Source organism: Pseudomonas sp. YA1, from assembly GCF_058680555.1.
In genome coordinates, this window is sequence record NZ_JBZWBG010000021.1 from 103,715 (window position 1) to 122,673 (window position 18,959).

The following is an 18,959-nucleotide window of genomic DNA, read 5'->3' on the forward strand; positions in this document are numbered from 1 at the left end:
ATAGGCATTGCTTATCATTCGCGAATACTTAGCCGTTGCAGTTGCGGGTCGGCGTCGATCTGCCTGTCGCTGAACGGCAAGGTCTGCCATTGCTGGCGGGAAAACAGCTCGGTCTGGTCGCGGTAGTGCGGCGAGCGCGGATCGCTGGACTGGGAGAAAGCCAGCAACCCGCGAGCCTTGGGCCCTTCCTCGGGGAAGGTCACCAGCTGGATGTAGCTGGTGCCGCCGACCACCTCCAGGTGGTCGCCCTTGCGGACGCTCTGGATCGCGTTGTAGACCCCGAAATGGCCATCGCCGCCGGGAATCGCGATGCGTTCCTGGCCACGGGTGCTCACTTGCAGGTCGCCCCAGCGCGCGCCGTCGGGAATCCCGCTCTTCTCCACCTCCGCCGCCGCGTCCGCCAGCGCCTGGCGCACCTGGGTCGCCACCTGCGGCCGATCGAGGGCGATGCCTTGCGGCGTATCCAGGGGACGCTGCGCATCGAACGGTTCCTTCCACGCGCCGTCGAGTTCGGCGAAGCGTTGCATGAAGCGCTGGAAGTAGACGAAGCCGCTGCCGCTATCGAGGTTGGCGCCACGGTCCCACTGCGCCAGGGCCGCGCAGGCGCGGGCAAGGGACTTCTCGCCCTGGTTGTCGCGGCACAGGCGGAGCAGGTCCGGCAGCACCTGGTCGGCGCTGAAGACATGGTTGGCGGTGACCATTTCCTCGAGCGTCTTCGCCTCCAGCGGCTGCTTGCCCTGTAGCCGGCTCAGGGCGTAGCGCGCCCGCGGACCGATGGGTTTTTCCTGGCTGACCAGGGGCGAAAAGCCCTGCAACGGGCTCGCCGGGTTGGTCAGCCAGGCGCTGTCGTTGGAGTTCTGCACGAAGTCCCTGCGCAACAGCACCGGCAGTTGCGCCGCCGGGGTGATGCCAGCCTGGGCCGCGGCCGGGTCGCGGCTCCAGGCACAGCGGCTGTCCTGCCCCTGGAGGGCCGGCAGGCCTTCGGCGACCAGTTGCGGAATGGCGCAGGCGGGAATCAGTTCCGGCTTCAGGTAGGGCACCACCGACTGGTTCATGTACAGGGCGTTGCCCTGCTCGTCCGCGGCCAGGGTGTTGACCCAGGGGATGCCCTGTAGCGCCTCGACGCGCCGGCGCAGGTCGGCGACGTCGCTGGCCTGGTTGATCGAGTACCACTGTTGCAGTACCCGGGTGTTCTCCAGGTTGGCGTCACGCAGCGCATAGGCCTCGCTGCGGTTCCAGTCCAGCTTGCCGGGCCAGACCACCAGCGGGCCGTAGATCGACTGGTAGACCTTATGCTCGACGCGCGACAGCTTGCCGTCGGCGCCGCGCACCTCGATCGCGACGGACTTCTCCTCCAGCGGCAGCGAACGACCGTCGACCAGGTAGCGCCGCGGGTCCTTCGGATCCAGCGCCAGGCGATACAGGGTGAAGTGGCTGGAGGTATCCACCGTGTGGGTCCAGGCCAGGTGGCGGCTGAAGCCGATGTTGACCACCGGCAGGCCGGGCAGCGAGGCTCCCATCACGTCGAGCCGGCCGGGAATGGTCAGGTGCATCTGGTAGAAACGCATCGCGCCGTTCCAGGGGAAGTGCGGGTTGGCCAGGAGCATGCCCTTGCCGTCCGCCGAACGTTCGCTGCCAACGGCAATGGCGTTGCTGCCGCGCTCCAGGCGGAAGCGCTGGCGCCGCTGCTCGGCGACCTGGAACGCCTGCTCGCCGCTCAGGGCGACCTTCTCCGTGCCGGGCGGCGCGGCGGCCACCAGCGCGTCGGCGAACTGGCCGACCCCGCCTTCGACCAGCAGGCGCCGGGTCAGGCGCAGCAGGTCATCGGTCGCGATGGCCCGCAGCCAGGGCTGGCCAAGGCAACTGGTGGTCTTGCCGTCGGCCTCGCGGAGGAAGCGGTTGAAACCGGCGGCGTAGCCTTCGAGCAACTGGCGCACCGCGGGCGTCTGCGCCTGCCAGAAGGCTTGCAGCGCCTCGGGTTGGTTGAGCCAGGCGTAGAAGATGTCGGACGGCAGGTTGTCCAACTCCGCCGACGACTTGCCCTCGCTGCCGAAATAGCGCGCCCGCTCGCCGCGCGCGGTGACGATCTCCTCGGCCAGCAGGCAGGCGTTGTCGCGCGCGTAGGCGTAGCCGATGCCATAGCCCAGGCCGCGCTCATCCTTGGCCCGGATGTGCGGCACGCCATAGGCGGTCCAGCGGATATCCGCGGCCAGCCCGGTCGGCCGCGGCATATCGGCCTGGACCGGCATCATCGAACCCAACAGCATGCCGGCCAGGCCGGTCAGTACGGTACGCATCCCCATCGATGTCGTTTCTCTGCAAAGTGGTGGCCGGAACGGCCGGGACATGCAACGAAAACGCCCTGCGTGCCGGGCATCCCCTGGCGGGGAAACGGGCAACACAGGGCGTGGCGGCGTGGCGCCGGTCAGCTGGCCAGGGCGTGCTCGTGCAGGGCGCGGGCCGCAGTACCGGGCTTCAGGTGCTGGTACAGGGAGCCGGAGATTTCCTCGGCACGCACCGGCAGCACCGACAGCAGGGTGTCGCTGAGGCCGTGGCTGGCCTGGCTGAAGCCCTGCGCGTAGATCGCCACCTTGCAGCGCTCGTCGGTCTGCAGGCGGTAGTCGCGGCCGATCTCGTGGTCGCCGAGGTACTCCGCCAGCGGTTCGAGCAGTTGGCGGTGCAACTGGCGCTCATAGCCGGTGGCCAGGATCACTGCGTCGTAGGTCTCTACGCTTAGCTCGCCGCTACCGGCATCGCGCAACGCCAGCTCGATGCCCTGGGCGGTGGCGGTCGCGCGCTCCACGGTGGTCATGCAACGGAAGGCGTGGCGCGGGATGCCGGAGACTTTCTGGCGGTAGAAGACGCCGTAGATGCGCTCGATCAGGTCGGTATCCACCACCGAATAGTTGGTGTTGTGGTATTCGCGCAGCAAACGCTCGCGTTCGGCATGCTCGCGGCTGTAGATGAGATCGGTGAACTTCGGCGCGAACACTTCGTTGACGAACGGGCTATCGTCCGCCGGCTTGAGCGCCGAGGCACGCAGGATCATGTCGGCCTGCACCGACGGGTAGCTGTCGTTGAGGTCGATGAAGGCCTCCGCCGCGCTCTGCCCGCCGCCGATGATGGCGATCTTCATCGGCTTGCCGCTGCTGCAGGGCTGCTTGGCCATGTGTTCCAGGTACTGGCTGTGGTGGAACACCCGGCCGTCGCCCTTGAGCGCACGGAACACCTGCGGGATACGCGGGGTGCCGCCGGGACTGACCACCAGGGCGCGGGTGGTGCGCACCAGTTCCTCGCCGTCGGCGTTGCGCGAGATCACCCGCAGCGCCTCGACCTGGCCGGCGCTCAGCATCGGCTCGATGCGCAGGACCTCTTCGCCGTAGCGGCTCTGCTCCTGGAAGTGGCTGGCGACCCAGCGCAGGTAGTCGTTGAACTCCATCCGGCAGGGATAGAAGGTGCCCAGGTTGATGAAGTCGACCAGGCGATCGTGCTTGTGCAGGTAGTTGACGAAGGAATACGGGCTGGTGGGGTTGCGCAGGGACACCAGGTCCTTGAGGAAGGAGATCTGCAACTCGCTCTGCGACACCAGGGTGTTGCCGTGCCAGCGGTAGTCGCCCTGCTTGTCCAGGAACAGCACTTCCAGGGCGCCCTGCGCCTGGGCCCGTTCCTGGAGGGCAATCGCCAGGGCGATATTGGAAGGGCCGAAGCCGACACCGATGAGATCGTGAACCACGGCGGTTGCAGTTGCCTGAGTCATTTCCAGTTCCTCTGGATTGGCCCCCTTTCAAGCGGGAGCGATAAGTCGAGAGCAGCCCTGGAGGGCCATCTGTTGACTAGGAACGAGGACAGGGAAATGAAATTTAAGCGTTGCCGAACACGAATAGTGAAATCAGTCGGCTTCCCATTCGCGCATGCGCACCCGGCAATGCTTCATCGCGTTGACGATGTGCTTTTCCACCAGGCTGCGGGAAATATTGAGATGTTCGGCGATCTGCGAATGGGACAGGCCGTCCAGCTTGCGCAACAGGAAGGAACTGCGGCAGATGGCCGGCAACTCGGCCAGGGCGCGCTGCAGGTTGTCCAGGCGCTGCCCCTGGTCGACCACCGTCTGCGGCGAGGGACTGGCCAGGCCCTCCTCGTCATCCAGGACCTCCAGGGGTTCCGCCCGGCGCACCCGGCTGCGACGGTGCTCGTCCACCGCCAGGTTGAGCGCCGTCCGGTACAGAAAAGCCTTCGGATGCTCGATCTGCGCTTGACTGGAGCGCTCCAGAACGCGCAAATACGCGTCGTGGGCGACATCCGCCGCTGCGTGTCGATCCCCGAGCCTGGCACTGAGGAATCGCAGCAGCTCCCGATAATGGTTTTCCAAGACGACTCCTGCTCGCTGCCTCTACGGCACTGTCCTTCCAAGGGCGGGATCGCCTGCCGGCGACATTGGCAGTATGAAATCATTAAATTTATAATAATTCTCATCAAGCTTTAAAGCCTTGTTTCGCTCGCAGCGCAATCCGAAGGCATAACTGGAACCCTCGATGAAGACACCCTCTCCCGCCGACAGCGACACCCTTGTGCAGGACGCCGCGCATTGGTGCATGCGCCTGCACGCCGAGGACCTCTCCGAGGAAGAGCGTGGCGAGTTCCAGCGCTGGCTGGCAGCCGATCCCCGGCACGCCGCCGAATACGCAGAAATGGAGGAGATCTGGGCGCTCAGCGAACTGCTGCCGCGAACGCCGGCGCCCGAGCTTCGCAACCACGCCGCAACCCGCCCGTTCGGCCGTCGCCGCAGGGGCTGGAAGAGCCAGGCACGCGCCGCCGCCCTCGCCCTGCTTATGTTACCGACGGCCGGCTACCTCGGCTGGCTGCAAGGCTGGATTCCCTCCAACTACCAGCGCTACGAGGCCGAGGGCAACGTCAGGCATGCCGTTCTTCCCGACGGCAGCGAGGTCGAACTGGACCTCAATACGCAGCTGAGCTTCGCCAATTTCAAGGACATCCGCCGGGTTTCCCTGGACAGGGGTGAGGCCTACTTCCATGTCACCCACGACAGCGCGCACCCCTTCGTGGTCAAGGCCGGCAACGGCTCGATCACCGTCACCGGCACCCGCTTCAACGTCTGGAAGTACCAGGACAACGTGGTAGTCACCGTCACCGAGGGCTCGGTGAAGGTCCGCAGCGAAGGCTCGGGCAACGACAGCAGCCTGACTCCCGGCATGCAGGCCAGCTACTATCCGGGCCTGCTGCAACCGTTGGTCGAGGCCGTGGATACCCGCCAGACGCTAGCCTGGCGCGAGGGCCGCCTGGTACTCGACGACCTGCCCCTGTCCAAGGCCCTGCCGCTGATCAACCGCTACCTCGACGCTCCGCTGGTCCTGGGCGACAGGAGCGCTGCGAAACTGCGCATTGGCGGGATCTACAGCACCCGCGACATCCGCAGCCTGGTCGACGCCCTGCCGAAAGTCCTGCCCGTGGACCTGGAACATCGCGAGGACGGCAGCATCCGCATCAGCAGCCGTTACGCCCAGCTCTGAACCCAGGTTAAATTTAGCCGCCCTGGCCTCGTATATCTGGCAGTGCCCAGCCTGCCGATCCAGCGGCGGCGGTCTCTCCACGCACCGGCCGGATTCCCGAATGAGACGAACCCGTAGTACTCGTCGCGCACTGCTCGTCGCAGTCTGCCTCAGCCCCCTGATCGCCCTGGCCGCCTGGCAGGCCTATCCGTTCCGCAGCAACAGCTTCGATACCGTGAGCGTCAGCCGCGGCAGCATCGAGAGCAGCGTCTCGGCGCTCGGCACCCTGCAACCGCGGCGCTACGTCGACGTCGGCGCCCAGGCCTCCGGGCAGATCCGCAAGTTGCACGTCGAGGCCGGGGACGATGTGACGGAAGGCCAGTTGCTGGTCGAGATCGACCCCTCCACCCAGCAGGCCAAGGTCGATGCCGGCCGCTATTCGATCGAGATGCTCAAGGCCCAGCTGGCCGAGCAACGTGCCCAGTACACCCTCGCCCGCCAGCAGTACCAGCGCCAGCAGCGGCTGGCCGCCGGCGGCGCGACGCGTACCGAGGACGTGCAGAGCGCCCAGGCGCAGATGCTCGCCACCCAGGCGCGGATCGAGATGTACCAGGCGCAGATCCGCCAGGCCCAGGCCTCGTTGCGCAGCGACGAAGCCGAACTCGGCTATACCCGCATCTACGCGCCGATGTCCGGCACGGTGGTGGCGGTCGATGCGCGCGAAGGCCAGACCCTCAATGCCCAGCAGCAGACCCCGTTGATCCTGAGGATCGCCAAATTGTCGCCGATGACCGTCTGGGCCCAGGTTTCGGAAGCCGACATCGGCCGGGTCAAGCCTGGCATGCCGGCCTACTTCACGACCCTCAGCGGCGAAGGCCGGCGCTGGACCGGCAAGGTCCGGCAGATCCTCCCGGTGCCACCCAAGCCGCTGGACCAGAGCAACCAGGGCGGCGGCAGCCCCACCAGCGGCAGCGGCGGGCAGAGCGGCAGCGGCCGGGTGGTGCTGTATACCGTGCTGGTCGACGTGGACAACGGCGACCACCAATTGATGGCGGAAATGACCGCCCAGGTGTTCTTCGTCGCCGCCACCGCGGAAAACATCCTCACCGCGCCGGTCGCCGCCATTCATGACGACGGCAAGGGCGGCCAGGTCGCCTGGGTGGTCGGCAGCAACGGCAAGCCGCAGAGCCGCCAGATCAGGACCGGCATCAGCGACCGCCTGCGGGTACAGGTGCTTGCCGGCCTGGAGGAAGGCGACCGCCTGCTGATGGCCGCTCCCGACGGCAGCGACAGCTGATGGAAAACGCCACGCACCCCGTCCCCCTGATCGAACTGCGCGACATCCGCAAGCGCTACGGCGGCAATGGCACCCCGGAAGTCGAGGTACTCAAGGGCGTATCGCTGTCGATCCACGCCGGCGAGTTCGTCGCCATCGTCGGCGCCTCCGGCTCCGGCAAGTCGACCCTGATGAACATCCTCGGCTGCCTCGACCGGCCCAGCTCCGGCAGCTACCACTTCGCCGGCCACGACGTCGCCGAACTGGACAGCGACGAGCAGGCCTGGCTGCGCCGCGAGGCATTCGGCTTCGTGTTCCAGGGCTATCACCTGATCCCCTCCGCCTCGGCCCAGGAAAACGTCGAGATGCCGGCGATCTACGCCGGCACCCCGGCGAGCGAGCGGCACACCCGCGCGCGGGCCCTGCTCGAACGCCTGGGCCTGGCCGAGCGCACCGCCAACCGTCCGCACCAGTTGTCCGGCGGCCAGCAGCAGCGGGTGTCGATCGCCCGCGCGCTGATGAACGGCGGCCATATCATCCTCGCCGACGAACCCACCGGCGCCCTCGACAGCCACAGCGGCGCGGAAGTCATGGCGCTGCTCGACGAGCTGGCCAGCCAGGGCCACGTGGTGATCCTGATCACCCACGATCGCGACGTCGCCGCCCGCGCCAAGCGCATCATCGAGGTGCGCGACGGCGAGATCGTCAGCGACAGCGCCAACGACGAGCGCCCGGCGCAACCGAGCGCCGGCGTCGAGCGCCACCTGCAGGCCGACGATCTCAGCCAGCGCCTCGCCGAGGGCAGCAGCGAACCCTCGGGGGCCTGGCGCGCCGAACTGCTGGAGGCGGTGCGCGCCGCCTGGCGGGTGATGTGGATCAATCGGTTCCGCACCGCGCTGACCCTGCTCGGGATCATCATCGGCGTCGCCTCGGTGGTGGTCATGCTCGCCGTCGGCGAGGGCAGCAAGCGCCAGGTGATGGCGCAGATGGGCGCGTTCGGCTCGAACATCATCTATCTCAGCGGCTACTCGCCGAACCCGCGCGCGCCGATGGGCATCGTCAGCAGCGACGACGTCGCCGCCATCGCCACCCTGCCCCAGGTGAAGAAGGTCATGCCGGTGAACGGCGGCGAGCTGGTGGTGCGCTACGGCAACATCGACTACCACGCCTACGTCGGCGGCAACAACACCGACTTCCCGGAAATCCTCAACTGGCCGGTGGCCGAGGGCAGCTACTTCACCGAGCGCGACGAAGACGCCGCCACCACGGTCGCGGTGATCGGCTACAAGGTGCGCAAGAAGCTGTTCGGCAGCGCCAACCCGATCGGCCGCTACATCCTCATCGAGAACGTGCCGTTCCAGGTCATCGGCGTGCTCGCCGAGAAAGGCTCCAGCTCCGGCGACAAGGATGCCGACAACCGCATCGCCATCCCCTACTCCGCTGCCAGCATCCGCCTGTTCGGCACGCGCAACCCCGAGTACGTGATCATCGCCGCCGCCGACGCCCAGCGCGTGCACCAGGCCGAACGCGCCATCGACCAGTTGATGCTGCGCCTGCACCGCGGCCAGCGCGACTACGAGCTGACCAACAACGCGGCGATGATCCAGGCCGAGGCGAAGACCCAGAACACCCTGTCGCTGATGCTCGGCTCGATCGCCGCGATCTCCCTGCTGGTAGGCGGGATCGGCGTGATGAACATCATGCTCATGACCGTGCGCGAACGCACCCGCGAGATCGGCATCCGCATGGCCACCGGCGCCCGCCAGGGCGATATCCTCCGCCAGTTCCTCACCGAGGCGGCGATGCTCTCGGTGGTCGGCGGCCTGGCCGGGATCGCCCTGGCCCTGTGCATCGGCGGCGTGCTGCTGCTCGGCCAGGTCGCGGTGGCCTTTTCCCTGTCGGCCATCGTCGGCGCCTTCAGTTGCGCGCTGGTCACCGGCCTGGTGTTCGGCTTCATGCCGGCGCGCAAGGCCGCCCAGCTGGACCCGGTGGCCGCCCTGGCCAGCCAATGACGGATATGTCCATGAAGAATCTCTCCCTGATTTCCGCCTGCCTGCTGCTCGGCGCCTGCGGCAGCACGCCGGCGCCCCTCGACAGCGGCCTGGCCGCGCCCCCTCAGTGGCGCTACCTGGCGGCCGGGCGCAGCGATGCCAGCGAGATCCGCCAGTGGTGGAAGGCCTTCGGCGCGCCGGAACTGGACAGCCTGCTGCAACGCGCCCTGCTGAACAGCCAGGACCTCGGCGCAGCGGTGGCCCGCGTGCGCCAGGCCCAGGCCTCGGCGGTGATCGCCGGCGCGCCGTTGCTGCCGGAGCTGAATGCGACGCTCGGCGCCAGCCGGCAGAAACTCCTGCGCGACTCGGGCTACAGCGGTACCGACGCGACCTCCGACAACGATGCCGTCGACTCCTTCTCCGCCGGCCTCAGCGCCAGCTACGAAGTGGACTTCTGGGGCGGTCGCCGGGCTGCCTACCGCAGTGCCCTGGAAAGCCTCAAGGCCAGCGAGTACGACCGCGCAACGGTAGAGCTGACCCTGCTCTCCGGCGTCGCCAACAGCTACCTGCAGGTATTGGCGCTGCGCGAACAGCAGCGCATCGCCAGGCTCAACCTGGACAACGCCGAGCACGTCCTGCGCCTGGTGGAGACCCGCCATGCCGCGGGCTCGGCCACCGCCCTGGAGGTCGCCCAGCAGAGCAGCCTGGTCGCCAGCCAGCGCAAGCAGCTGCCGCTGCTCGAGCAGCAGGCCCATGAGGCGCTGATTACCCTGGCCACCCTGATCGGCGAGCCGGTGCAGGCGCTACAGGTGGCCGAGCGGCCTTTCGACAGCCTGCGCTGGCCGGAGACCGGAGCGGGCCTGCCGAGCGAACTGCTCGGCCGCCGTCCCGATATCGCCAACGCCGAAGCGCAACTGGCCGCGGCCCAGGCCGACGTGCAGGTGGCGCGCGCGGCGCTGTTCCCCAAGCTGACCCTGAGCGCCTCGCTGTCGTCCGGCGCCAACCGCGCCGCCGACACTTTCCGCAACCCCTATTACAACCTGGGCGCCAACCTGCTCGCCCCGATCTTCAACCACGGCCGCCTGCGCGCCGAGCGCGACCGCAGCCTGGCGCGCCAGGAAGAACTGCTGGAAACCTACCGCAAGGCGATCCTCACCGCCTTTGCCGACACCGAACGCTCGCTGAACAGCATCGACGGCCTCGACCGCCAGTTGCACTGGCAGCAGCAGGAGCTGGAGCAGGCGCAGCGCGCCTTCGATCTCTCCGACAGCCGCTACCAGGCCGGCGCGGAAACCCTGCTGACGGTCCTCGAAACGCAACGCACGCTGTACGCGGCGCAGGATGCCGCCGTGCAACTGCGACTGGCCCGCCTGCAGGCCTCGGTCGGCCTGTACAAGGCCCTCGGCGGCGGCTGGCAGAGCGACCGCCAGGGTCTCGCGCGGAAAGACTGAGGCCCGCGTTGCGCGGGCCTCCTCCATCCTTACTCGCTCTTTCGCCGTTCAGCGCCTGAGCTGGTCGCGCGCCAGCTTCAGGTTGCGCGCGTACCAGGGCCGCCGCGGCGCACGCTTGAGCCAGCCGCTCAACTGGTCTTCTTCGCTGAAGATGATGCGTACCGCCAGCTTCATGGTTTCCACGTCCAGCTCCACCGAATTGCTGCTCGCCTGCAGATCCGACAGGCCGCAACCATGGGTCGCCGGGCCGAGCCAAGGGTCGTCCACCTCCACCCAGCGCCCAGCCGCAAACCAGGGAATACCCTGCACCTCTCGACGCCGAACTTCGCCGGGATGGAAACGCTCGTGGGCACGGTACCAATCCTCGATACGGTCGTCGATCCAGCCATGGAAGGACCAGAACACGGGATTCACATGGGACGAGAACGGATCGCCGAGGAAATCGTTCTCCGGGCGGAACCAGCGCGGCGAGAAATCCGACGGGACGCGGTCGCCCATGACCGGCGACCCGTTGGATGGGTCGCGGGTCACGGTCGCCCAGCGCATATGCAACCAATCGTGCATACCCAGCTCCATCTCCGAGCCGAACTGTCCCAGGGTCAACTTCGCCAGATATTCCGGATCCTGGTACTGCGACTCCCAGGCCAGGAAATTGGAATGGTACGCTTCTGCGCTTTTCAACCCACGCAGCCATTCGCTGTATTCGTCGTCCCCGACCGCTACCCAGGCCGGCGGCACGGAGAAACCATCTGGATTGTCGAAGTAGCGGATGAAGCCGGGACGATCGAATTCCAGCGGAACCGCGGGGCGCGGCAAACGCTTCCAGGATGGCAGGTCTTGCATGGATCGTGCGGTATGCAGCATATGCCGATGCATGAAAAGGAAGTCGATACCAGAAGCGTTGCGATCCTTTCTTGGCCCCCGCGCATCGCGCTCCCGGTCCAGCGGGCCAGGCTGCCAGCCCACCCCACGCAACGCATTGCGCTGCTTCTCCGACAGTTGATGCCACTTGTCCCGCGAGGCGTGCCATAGCTGGTGGAACAACCGGTGCTGCGGCGACACTAACCATCCCAGCAATTTCTCGTTGAGAGCGATGCGTTCGCGAGCTGGCGGAAAGTGTCGCTTGACCGCTACGAAGCGGAAATCTTCCTCCGGCAGCCCCGGAGAACGATCCAGGCGCAAGATATGCCCGCTCAGCGTGCCGTCCCCGGCATTGGCGAAATTATCCCAGACTTCATCAAATACTGCGGAGCAGTCATGGGTCGGCGCCATCGACGCCGAAGCCTGGTCGACCAGGCGCCAGCGAATTCGCGCCGAACTGGCTCCAACGAGGTCGCCGCTCACACGGAACCTGGGCTCATCGCTCGACAGCAGTCGTGTAGGAGTATCGAGATAGCCAATCAGGCCACGCCCCTTGGGAGCGACATCCAGCACCATTTGCAAGCCTTCCGCCGGCAGGCCGGGCAAGCCAGCATCAGCACCGACCAGACGCAGGTCCCACACCCCACGCAAGCGACCACCCAGGCGCATACCCGCGGTATCGGCCAGATCGAGCACGGCCTCGTCGGCCGTGGGCGGTTCCTCTTCTTCGCGGGCCAAGTGACGGCGGGTGTAGTAAGCCACCGGCAACGCCGCCGCTCCGGTCAGCGCCAAGCCGGCCATGAAACCTCGTCGAGAAACCGTCATCGTCCTACCTGTGTCAACCGCGAAGCCCGCTTTATCCAGCTAGAACGTTCCGTCCGTCGGCAAATTTACTGGCACGCCACCAAGCCTCGACACCATGGTCGAGAGGGGCCATGGCTAAATTTTCCCTCTCCCGCCTCGTTCCTCCCTGACAGGTGGGCCCGCTTCGACAGGCAACCGCCGGCGCTCCTCGATCTCGACCCTGACTGAGATGGCAATGACCAGACCACGTACAAGCAAGGCCCTCTACTTAGGCTTACCGATCCTCTTCATTACTCTCGTCGGCGCAGGCCTGCTGGCCTGGAAAGCTTTCGGGCCGAGCAGCGCCAGCTACCCACGCAAAGTCATGAAGCATGCAGAGGAATTGCAGGACCGCATCCTCTCCTTCGACAGCAAGATCACCGTTCCCCTGGATTTCGGTACGACCGGCAACGAAGTGGACAAAGACGGCCCCGGCCAGCTTGATCTGATCAAGGCTGGCCGGGGCCGCCTTTCGGGCGCCGCCCTGGCGATCTTCGGCTGGCCAGAAATGTGGAGCGGGCCCAATTCCCCCCACAAACCGACCCTGGGGTTCGTCGAAGAGGCTCGCCACCAGCAGGAAACCCGCTACAAGATCCTCACCGGCATGGTTCGCGATTTTCCCAACCGGATCGCTATCGCCTACTCGCCCGAAGACTTCCGACGGCTGGCCATGGAAGGCAAGTTCGCCGTAGTCATGAGCATGCTCAATGCCTATCCGCTTGGCGACGACCTTTCCCAACTGGACCGCTGGGCAGCCCGAGGCGTCCGAATGTTCGGCTTCAACTATGTCGGCAACAACAGTTGGTCCGATGCAGCTCGCCCCCTGCCGTTCTTCAACGACTCGCCGGACCCGCTGGGCGGCCTTTCGCCGCTGGGCAAGCAGGCGGTACAACGACTCAACGATCTGGGTGTGATCATCGACGTCTCGCAGATGTCGGGCAAGGCGCTGGAACAGGTAGCCGCGCTCAGTCGCGCGCCCATCGTCGCGTCACACTCGGCCCCACGAGCCCTGGTGGATATCAGACACAATCTCAGCGACCGGCAGATGCAACTGATCAAGGACAGCGGCGGTGTAATCCAGGTAGTTGGTTTCCCCGCCTATCTGCGCCCACTCAGCAAACCCACCCTGGAAAAGCTCAATGCGTTGCGTATCCGCTTCGATCTGCCCCCCCTGGAAAGCCTGGACTATGCCCTGATGCCGGGCGATCCGATCATCGCTATCTGGCCGGAGTCGAAGTTCGGTGAATACGCCAGCACGCTTTATGGAATCCTCGAAGAAGAACCAAAGGCAGGCCTCAAGGAACTGGTCGACGCCATCGACTACACGGTGAAGAAGGTAGGCATCGACCATGTCGGCATCGCCTCGGACTTCAACGACGGCGGCGGGCTGGATGGCTGGAAGGATGTCAGCGAGAACCGCAACGTCACCGCCGAGCTGATCATCCGCGGCTATTCCGACGCCGACATCGCCAAGCTATGGGGAGGTAACTTCCTGCGCGTCTGGGGCGAGGTACAGAAGCGCGCCAAGCCCATCTCCTCCCCCATCCAGCCGTAACGGATCTCTTCATGACCGACCGTCGCACCTTCCTCAAGCAGGCCGGTATCATCGCCGCCGGCCTGCCACTGCTTTCTTCGGCCCGACTCACCCAGGCAGCCACCGAGTCGAACAGCGACAAGTGGCAGGCTCTGCGCCAGCTCTTCGACCTCGATCCGCGGTACCTGCATTTCGCCAACTTCCTGCTTGCCTCTCATCCGCGCCCGGTACAGCAGGCCATCGACCGGTTGCGTCTGCGCTTCAATGAAAACCCGGGCGAAACCGTCGACTGGCATCGCGAGGAAATCTGGAAATACGAGGACGAGGCTCGCGCCTGGGCAGGTCGCTACTTCGCCGTGCAACCTGGCCAGGTGGCGCTCACCGGCAGCACCACCGACGGCCTGGCGGCGATCTACGGCGGCCTGCTGGTGCAGCCGGGCAAGGAGATCTTGACCTCCTCCCACGAGCACTACTCCACCTACACCACCCTGGAATACCGGCACAAGCGCATGGGTACCCAGGTCCGCGAGTTTCCGCTGTTCAAGGACCCGCACCGGGTTTCCGCCGACGAGATCCTGTCCAGCATCGCCGCTCAGATCCGCCCGCAGACCCGGGTGCTGGGCATGACCTGGGTGCAGTCGGGCAGCGGCGTGAAGCTGCCGATCCGCGAGATCGGCAAGCTGGTGCGCGAACTCAACCAGAAGCGCGACGAACAGGACCGGATCATCTACGTGGTCGACGGCGTGCATGGTTTCGGCGTGGAAGACGTCAGCTTCGCCGACTTCGACTGCGACTACTTCATCGCCGGCACCCACAAGTGGCTGTTCGGTCCGCGTGGCACCGGGGTCATCATCGCCCGCTCGGAACAGCTCCAGGAGCACCTGGTGCCGAGCATCCCGACCTTCTCCCGCGCCGACAACTTCGGCACCCTGATGACCCCTGGCGGCTACCACGCCTTCGAACATCGCCTGGCCCTGGGCACGGCCTTCGAGCTGCACCTGCAGTTGGGCAAGGCCGAGGTCCAGGCGCGTATCCACCAGCTCAACGCCTACCTCAAGCAGCGCCTGGGCGAGCATCCCAAGGTCCGCCTGGTCACGCCGACCAGCCCCGAGCTGTCTTCGGGCTTCACCTTCTTCCGCGTCGAAGGCCGCGATTGCGAGGCGGTCGCCAAACACCTGATGGCGCACCGGGTAATCAGCGACGCCGTGGATCGCGATGTCGGCCCGGTGGTGCGCCTGGCGCCGAGCCTGCTGAACGACGAGGCGGAGATCGACCGGGTGCTGGAAATCCTCGCCCCGCAACTCGCCTGACCCCTTTCGCCACTCAACGAGAACCGCCATGCACGCATTACCGCCCCTGGCCCTGGCCGCACTGATCGTCGCCACCGCCCCAGCCTTCGCCGACGAAGCGAAGAAACCCGGCACGGTGTTCAAGGATTGCAAGGACTGCCCGGAGATGGTCGTACTGCCCGCCGGCAGCTTCACCATGGGCACCCCGGACGACGAGGTCGGCCGCCAGCCCGACGAGGGCCCGCTGCACGACGTGACCTTCGCCAAGCCGTTCGCCATCAGCCGCTACCAGGTCACCGCCGGCGAACTGGACGCCTACCTGAAGGCCACCGGCGTCAAGCTGGCCGACGGCGATACCCGCCCCGGCCGCGAATGCATCGCCGGCAAGCCGCGCTACCAGCAAGGCCCTCGCCAGCCGGCGGTATGCGTCGACTACAACGACGTGAAGAACTACGCCGCCTGGCTGTCAAAGAAGACCGGCAAACACTACCGCATGCTCAGCGAGGCCGAGCGCGAGTACGGCGCCCGCGCCGGCAGCGCCGGCCCCTTCCCCTTCCCGTTCGACGAAGGCAAGGAATACAGCATCGCCAAGCACGCCAACACCTACGGCGCCAGCGATGGCTACAACTTCACCTCGCCGGTGGGCAGCTTCCCGCCCAACGCCTTCGGCGTCTACGACATGCACGGCAACGTCTACGAGTGGGTCGCCGATTGCTGGCACGACCACTACAACGGCGCGCCGAGCGACGGCAGCGCGTGGATGGAGGACAAGTGCGAGCTGGTGCAGATCCGCGGCAACGACTGGGGCGAGCCGCCGATCTTCTCGCGCTCGGGCAATCGCAACAATGCCTACCCCGACACCCGCGGAGACTGGATCGGCTTTCGCGTCGCCCGCGAACTCTGATGGAAAAGGCCGGGACGCTCTCGCTCCCGGCCTTCGCTCAACGCTACGGCAACTCCCGGTCAGCCTTTTTCCGCCAGCAGCGCCAGGCCCTCATGCAGCGCCGGGAACAGACTGTTGTTGAAGTTGTTCCAGCGTAGTTCGAGGATGGTATCCTCGGGCGATATCTCGGTCTTCAACACATCGTGGAATACCTCGCCGGAATCGATGCCATTGTCCACATAGTGGAAGGATGCCCCGGTCCAGTACAGCGGCTCGACCGCGACCTTTTCCAGGGTCGACCAATCCACCACCTTCTCGCCACGCGCTCCATAGAGGGCATCCAGGGTCGCATAGGCACCACGACGCTCGTAAGGCGAGTCCTCGCGCGTCACGCCAGGATGGATATTCATGATCCGTCGTGCGAACGGAGCGCCTGGGCGCACCAGCTCATCGAGGATTACCAGGAGCCCGTCCAATACCACTACATCGGCGCCCAGCTCCACCAGGGTGTCATGCAGGCGTCGCTCGAAATCGCTCTTGCCGGCCACGTGCTCGGGCGTACCCCGTGGGTACCGACGGTAGGTGGACGGCACGCTGAGCAAGAGGTCGTTCAGGGTCTTGCCTTGCACCTGCAGGTCTGCCGGATAGAACCATTGCTGCCCGGGACGATAGGCGAAACCGTAGTCCCTGATTTTTTCCTGGTCGCGCGGCAACCCCGCATCGTCGTCATAGATCACGCCGACCAACTCGTATGCCTCTCCCAGCGACGTCTGGTTCAATCCCTCGACGAGAGACTCCAGCACCGACTTCATGTAGCGCTCTTCGCCCTTGTAGGGGACATACTGACCGGCCTTGTCCGCTGCAGCATTGCGCAGCGACCAGATGTAGGCGAGTTTCCGTTTCTTCATATGGTTCATTCCTGGGAGTGGATCGGCGTCGTGCATGGGAATACACATCGTGTACGCGGCACTCGCCGGGACTTCGAGCGCCCCGGTTGCATGCTCTCCATGAGAGCAACGAACGACCCCCGGCCGAATTTATCGGCAACTGCCGGACGGGCCAGAGCAACTTAAACATTTCCCCCGCCACTTCGTCTTCCAGCTAGGAGAAGTATCCCACGGCGCATGGCACGCCCTTTCCAGCATGCGCCCCACAGTTGCACGGCCTAAATCGGACGACCTCCTTCTCGTCTCACTGGATCAAGACGAGGTCAACGACGCGACTACCCATCGACCTCCATTTCTCCGTAGGCATCCGAGAAGGCCCCATGACCCGAACAGCTGAAAGCCTTGCCCATGAAACCCTGACTCTCCTCAAGCCGTTCTGGCCGCACGTCCTGCTTTCGGTACTGCTGGGAATCGCCGGCGGCCTCAGCGTCACGGCCCTGCTGGCCACCATCAACACTGCAATGAATACAGAAGGCGGCCCGAACCTGCACGTGGCCCTGCTTTTCGCCCTCCTGTGCGTCATGACCCTGGTCTGCTCGACCCTGTCGAAACTGCTGACGAATTATGTTGGCCAGCGCGTGGTCGCCACCCTGCGTCGAGACTTGGCCGCCAGGATTCTCGCCGCGCCGATCGAACAACTGGAACGCTATCGTGCGCATCGCCTGATCCCGGTACTGCTCAACGACGTCGGCGCACTCAGCGTCTTCGCTCTGAGCGTATCGCCCATGCTCATCGCCTTCACTGTGACCATCGGCTGCCTGAGTTACCTGGCCTTGCTATCCTGGCAGATCCTGCTGGTCACGGTGCTGACAGTGGTGCTCGGTAGTGGCGCCCAATATCTGGCCCACCGTCGCGGCACGCATAGCCTACAGGCAGCTCGCGACGGCGAGGACGAACTGCAGAAGCACTACCAAGCCATTTCCGCCGGAGCCAAGGAACTGCGCATACAGCGCGAACGCCGCATCGATTTGCTGGAGAGGCAGATCCATGGCACGACAGAAGACATCTGTAAGGCCAACGTACGCTCCGCCGCCATATTCATAAGCGCCGAGACCTTCGGCTCGATGCTGTTCTTCGCGGTGATCGGAATGGCGATCGCCTTCCTGGCACTCTGGCCCGCTGCCGAAAGAACCGTGTTGGGAGGATTCGTGCTGGTCATGCTGTACATGAAGGCTCCCCTGGAACAACTGGTCATCAACATTCCCAACCTGAGTCGCGCCAAGATCGCACTACGCCGTATCGGCGAACTGGCAGGACAGTTCTCCTCCTCCGAGCCACACCTTCTGGAAAGCACTCCCGCTCCGGCGGACATGAGCCTGGAGCGAATCGAACTGCGCCAGGTGCGCTACGACTACCCACAATCCGAAGGCGGTCAGTCTTTCCATCTCGGCCCTCTCGACCTGACCATTCGCCGGGGCGAAATCGTCTTCGTCGTCGGGGAGAACGGCTGCGGCAAAACCACGTTGATCAAGCTGCTCCTGGGTCTATACACCCCACAGCAGGGCGAAATCCGCCTGAACGGCAAGACTGTGGACGACGCGCGACGAGACGACTACCGCCAATTGTTCGCCACCGTCCTCACCGACTACTACCTGTTCGACGAATTGCTTCGCGGCCGCACCGAATTGCCAGCGGAAGCCCACAAATACCTGGAGCGCCTGGACATCGCACACAAGGTGGGTATCCGCAATGGCAGCTTCACCACCACCGACCTCTCCACTGGTCAACGCAAACGCCTAGCGCTGATCAACGCCTGGCTGGACGACCGCCCAGTGCTGGTATTCGACGAATGGGCGGCCGACCAGGACCCCGCATTCCGCCGCGTGTTCTACACCGAGTTGCTGCCCGAACTGAAACGCCAGGGCCGCACGCTCATCGTCATATCCCACGACGACCGTTACTTCGACATCGCCGACAAATTGGTACATATGCACGCCGGCCAGATTGTGGAACCCGCGCTGCACCCCGCCTGATAGACATCAGCCTGACGGGACACCATGGCGTCCCGTCCGCCCTTCCCGCCTCGCGGTGAGGCAGCAGCGAAGCTCACCCCGACAAACCGCCTTTCCACACGTCGTATCGCCCGCTCAGCCAGCCCGTCTCTGCGTCTCTCGACTCCCTCTCTTCTACTGCGAAGCGTGCTGAAGACATCGCCGCCGCCCAGTCGCCCAGTCGCCCAGTCGCCCAACATTAGCTGCGCGCCTCTATCTTTGTGCCTGCACTGCCGGCAATGACGCACCGTCGTGCTCGTCACGGACCAGCCGACGAGAATCGCCAACAACCCTGCTGGCCGTCACCCGGATTCCGAACGGATAGAAAAAAGCCGGCCCGAAGGCCGGCATTCGTACAGTTCCCGTTCCGGCAGGCCCGATGACCG

Annotated in this window: 13 protein-coding genes; 8 read left to right on the top strand and 5 right to left on the bottom strand. The window is 65.5% G+C overall.

The window, feature by feature from the left end:
- Window positions 1-14: 14 nt before the first annotated feature.
- From pvdQ to fpvI, 3 genes are all read right to left on the bottom strand, one after another.
- Window positions 15-2,303 carry a bifunctional acylase PvdQ gene (gene pvdQ / locus AC4OR5_RS25785; RefSeq protein WP_003139299.1) on the bottom strand — a complete coding sequence of 763 codons (2,289 nt, stop codon included), beginning with the start codon at window positions 2,301-2,303 and terminating at the stop codon, window positions 15-17.
- A gap of 122 nt (window positions 2,304-2,425) precedes the next feature.
- Window positions 2,426-3,757, bottom strand: a complete 1,332-nt coding sequence (gene pvdA / locus AC4OR5_RS25790; RefSeq protein WP_003114509.1) for an L-ornithine N(5)-monooxygenase PvdA — start codon at window positions 3,755-3,757, stop codon at window positions 2,426-2,428.
- Between the two features lie 132 nt (window positions 3,758-3,889).
- Window positions 3,890-4,369: a pyoverdine signaling pathway sigma factor FpvI gene (gene fpvI / locus AC4OR5_RS25795; protein ID WP_003103620.1), complete on the bottom strand. Its 480-nt coding sequence runs from the start codon at window positions 4,367-4,369 to the stop codon at window positions 3,890-3,892.
- A 163-nt stretch (window positions 4,370-4,532) separates the two neighbouring features.
- On the opposite strand from fpvI, the gene fpvR reads away from it, so the two are divergent.
- From fpvR to ompQ, 4 genes are all read left to right on the top strand, one after another.
- Window positions 4,533-5,528 carry a pyoverdine signaling pathway anti-sigma factor FpvR gene (gene fpvR / locus AC4OR5_RS25800; protein WP_012614142.1) on the top strand — a complete coding sequence of 332 codons (996 nt, stop codon included), beginning with the start codon at window positions 4,533-4,535 and terminating at the stop codon, window positions 5,526-5,528.
- Window positions 5,529-5,628: 100 nt separating this feature from the next.
- Window positions 5,629-6,804 carry a pyoverdine export/recycling transporter periplasmic adaptor subunit PvdR gene (gene pvdR / locus AC4OR5_RS25805; protein WP_003089547.1) on the top strand — a complete coding sequence of 392 codons (1,176 nt, stop codon included), beginning with the start codon at window positions 5,629-5,631 and terminating at the stop codon, window positions 6,802-6,804.
- On the top strand, window positions 6,804-8,795 hold the full coding sequence (gene pvdT, locus AC4OR5_RS25810; RefSeq protein ID WP_003110610.1) for a pyoverdine export/recycling transporter ATP-binding/permease subunit PvdT: 1,992 nt from the start codon (window positions 6,804-6,806) through the stop codon (window positions 8,793-8,795). Before pvdR ends, pvdT begins: the two co-directional genes overlap by 1 nt.
- Window positions 8,796-8,800: 5 nt before the next feature.
- Complete coding sequence (ompQ, locus tag AC4OR5_RS25815) at window positions 8,801-10,225, top strand: pyoverdine export/recycling transporter outer membrane subunit OmpQ (protein ID WP_071534331.1); 1,425 nt, start codon at window positions 8,801-8,803, stop codon at window positions 10,223-10,225.
- Window positions 10,226-10,273: 48 nt separating this feature from the next.
- Here ompQ and pvdP read toward each other — a convergent pair whose 3' ends face one another.
- A complete protein-coding gene (pvdP, locus tag AC4OR5_RS25820) occupies window positions 10,274-11,911 on the bottom strand; it encodes a pyoverdine maturation tyrosinase PvdP (protein WP_031629095.1) in 1,638 nt (545 codons plus the stop codon).
- 214 nt (window positions 11,912-12,125) lie between these two features.
- Here pvdP and pvdM point away from each other — a divergent pair, with 214 nt between their 5' ends.
- Genes pvdM through pvdO form a run of 3 tightly spaced genes read left to right on the top strand, consistent with a single transcriptional unit; the run spans window position 12,126 to window position 15,656 of the window.
- A complete protein-coding gene (gene pvdM, locus AC4OR5_RS25825) occupies window positions 12,126-13,484 on the top strand; it encodes a pyoverdine-tailoring dipeptidase-like protein PvdM (protein ID WP_012614138.1) in 1,359 nt (452 codons plus the stop codon).
- Window positions 13,485-13,495: 11 nt separating this feature from the next.
- Complete coding sequence (gene pvdN / locus AC4OR5_RS25830; protein ID WP_012614137.1) at window positions 13,496-14,773, top strand: pyoverdine-tailoring periplasmic protein PvdN; 1,278 nt, start codon at window positions 13,496-13,498, stop codon at window positions 14,771-14,773.
- A 28-nt stretch (window positions 14,774-14,801) separates the two neighbouring features.
- Complete coding sequence (gene pvdO, locus AC4OR5_RS25835; RefSeq protein WP_012614136.1) at window positions 14,802-15,656, top strand: dihydropyoverdine dehydrogenase; 855 nt, start codon at window positions 14,802-14,804, stop codon at window positions 15,654-15,656.
- Window positions 15,657-15,715: 59 nt separating this feature from the next.
- On the opposite strand, the gene pvdF is transcribed toward pvdO, so the two are convergent.
- A complete protein-coding gene (gene pvdF / locus AC4OR5_RS25840) occupies window positions 15,716-16,543 on the bottom strand; it encodes a pyoverdine biosynthesis hydroxyornithine transformylase PvdF (protein ID WP_012614135.1) in 828 nt (275 codons plus the stop codon).
- 359 nt (window positions 16,544-16,902) lie between these two features.
- On the opposite strand from pvdF, the gene AC4OR5_RS25845 reads away from it, so the two are divergent.
- Window positions 16,903-18,555, top strand: a complete 1,653-nt coding sequence (locus AC4OR5_RS25845) for a cyclic peptide export ABC transporter (protein WP_012614134.1) — start codon at window positions 16,903-16,905, stop codon at window positions 18,553-18,555.
- Window positions 18,556-18,959 lie beyond the last annotated feature (404 nt).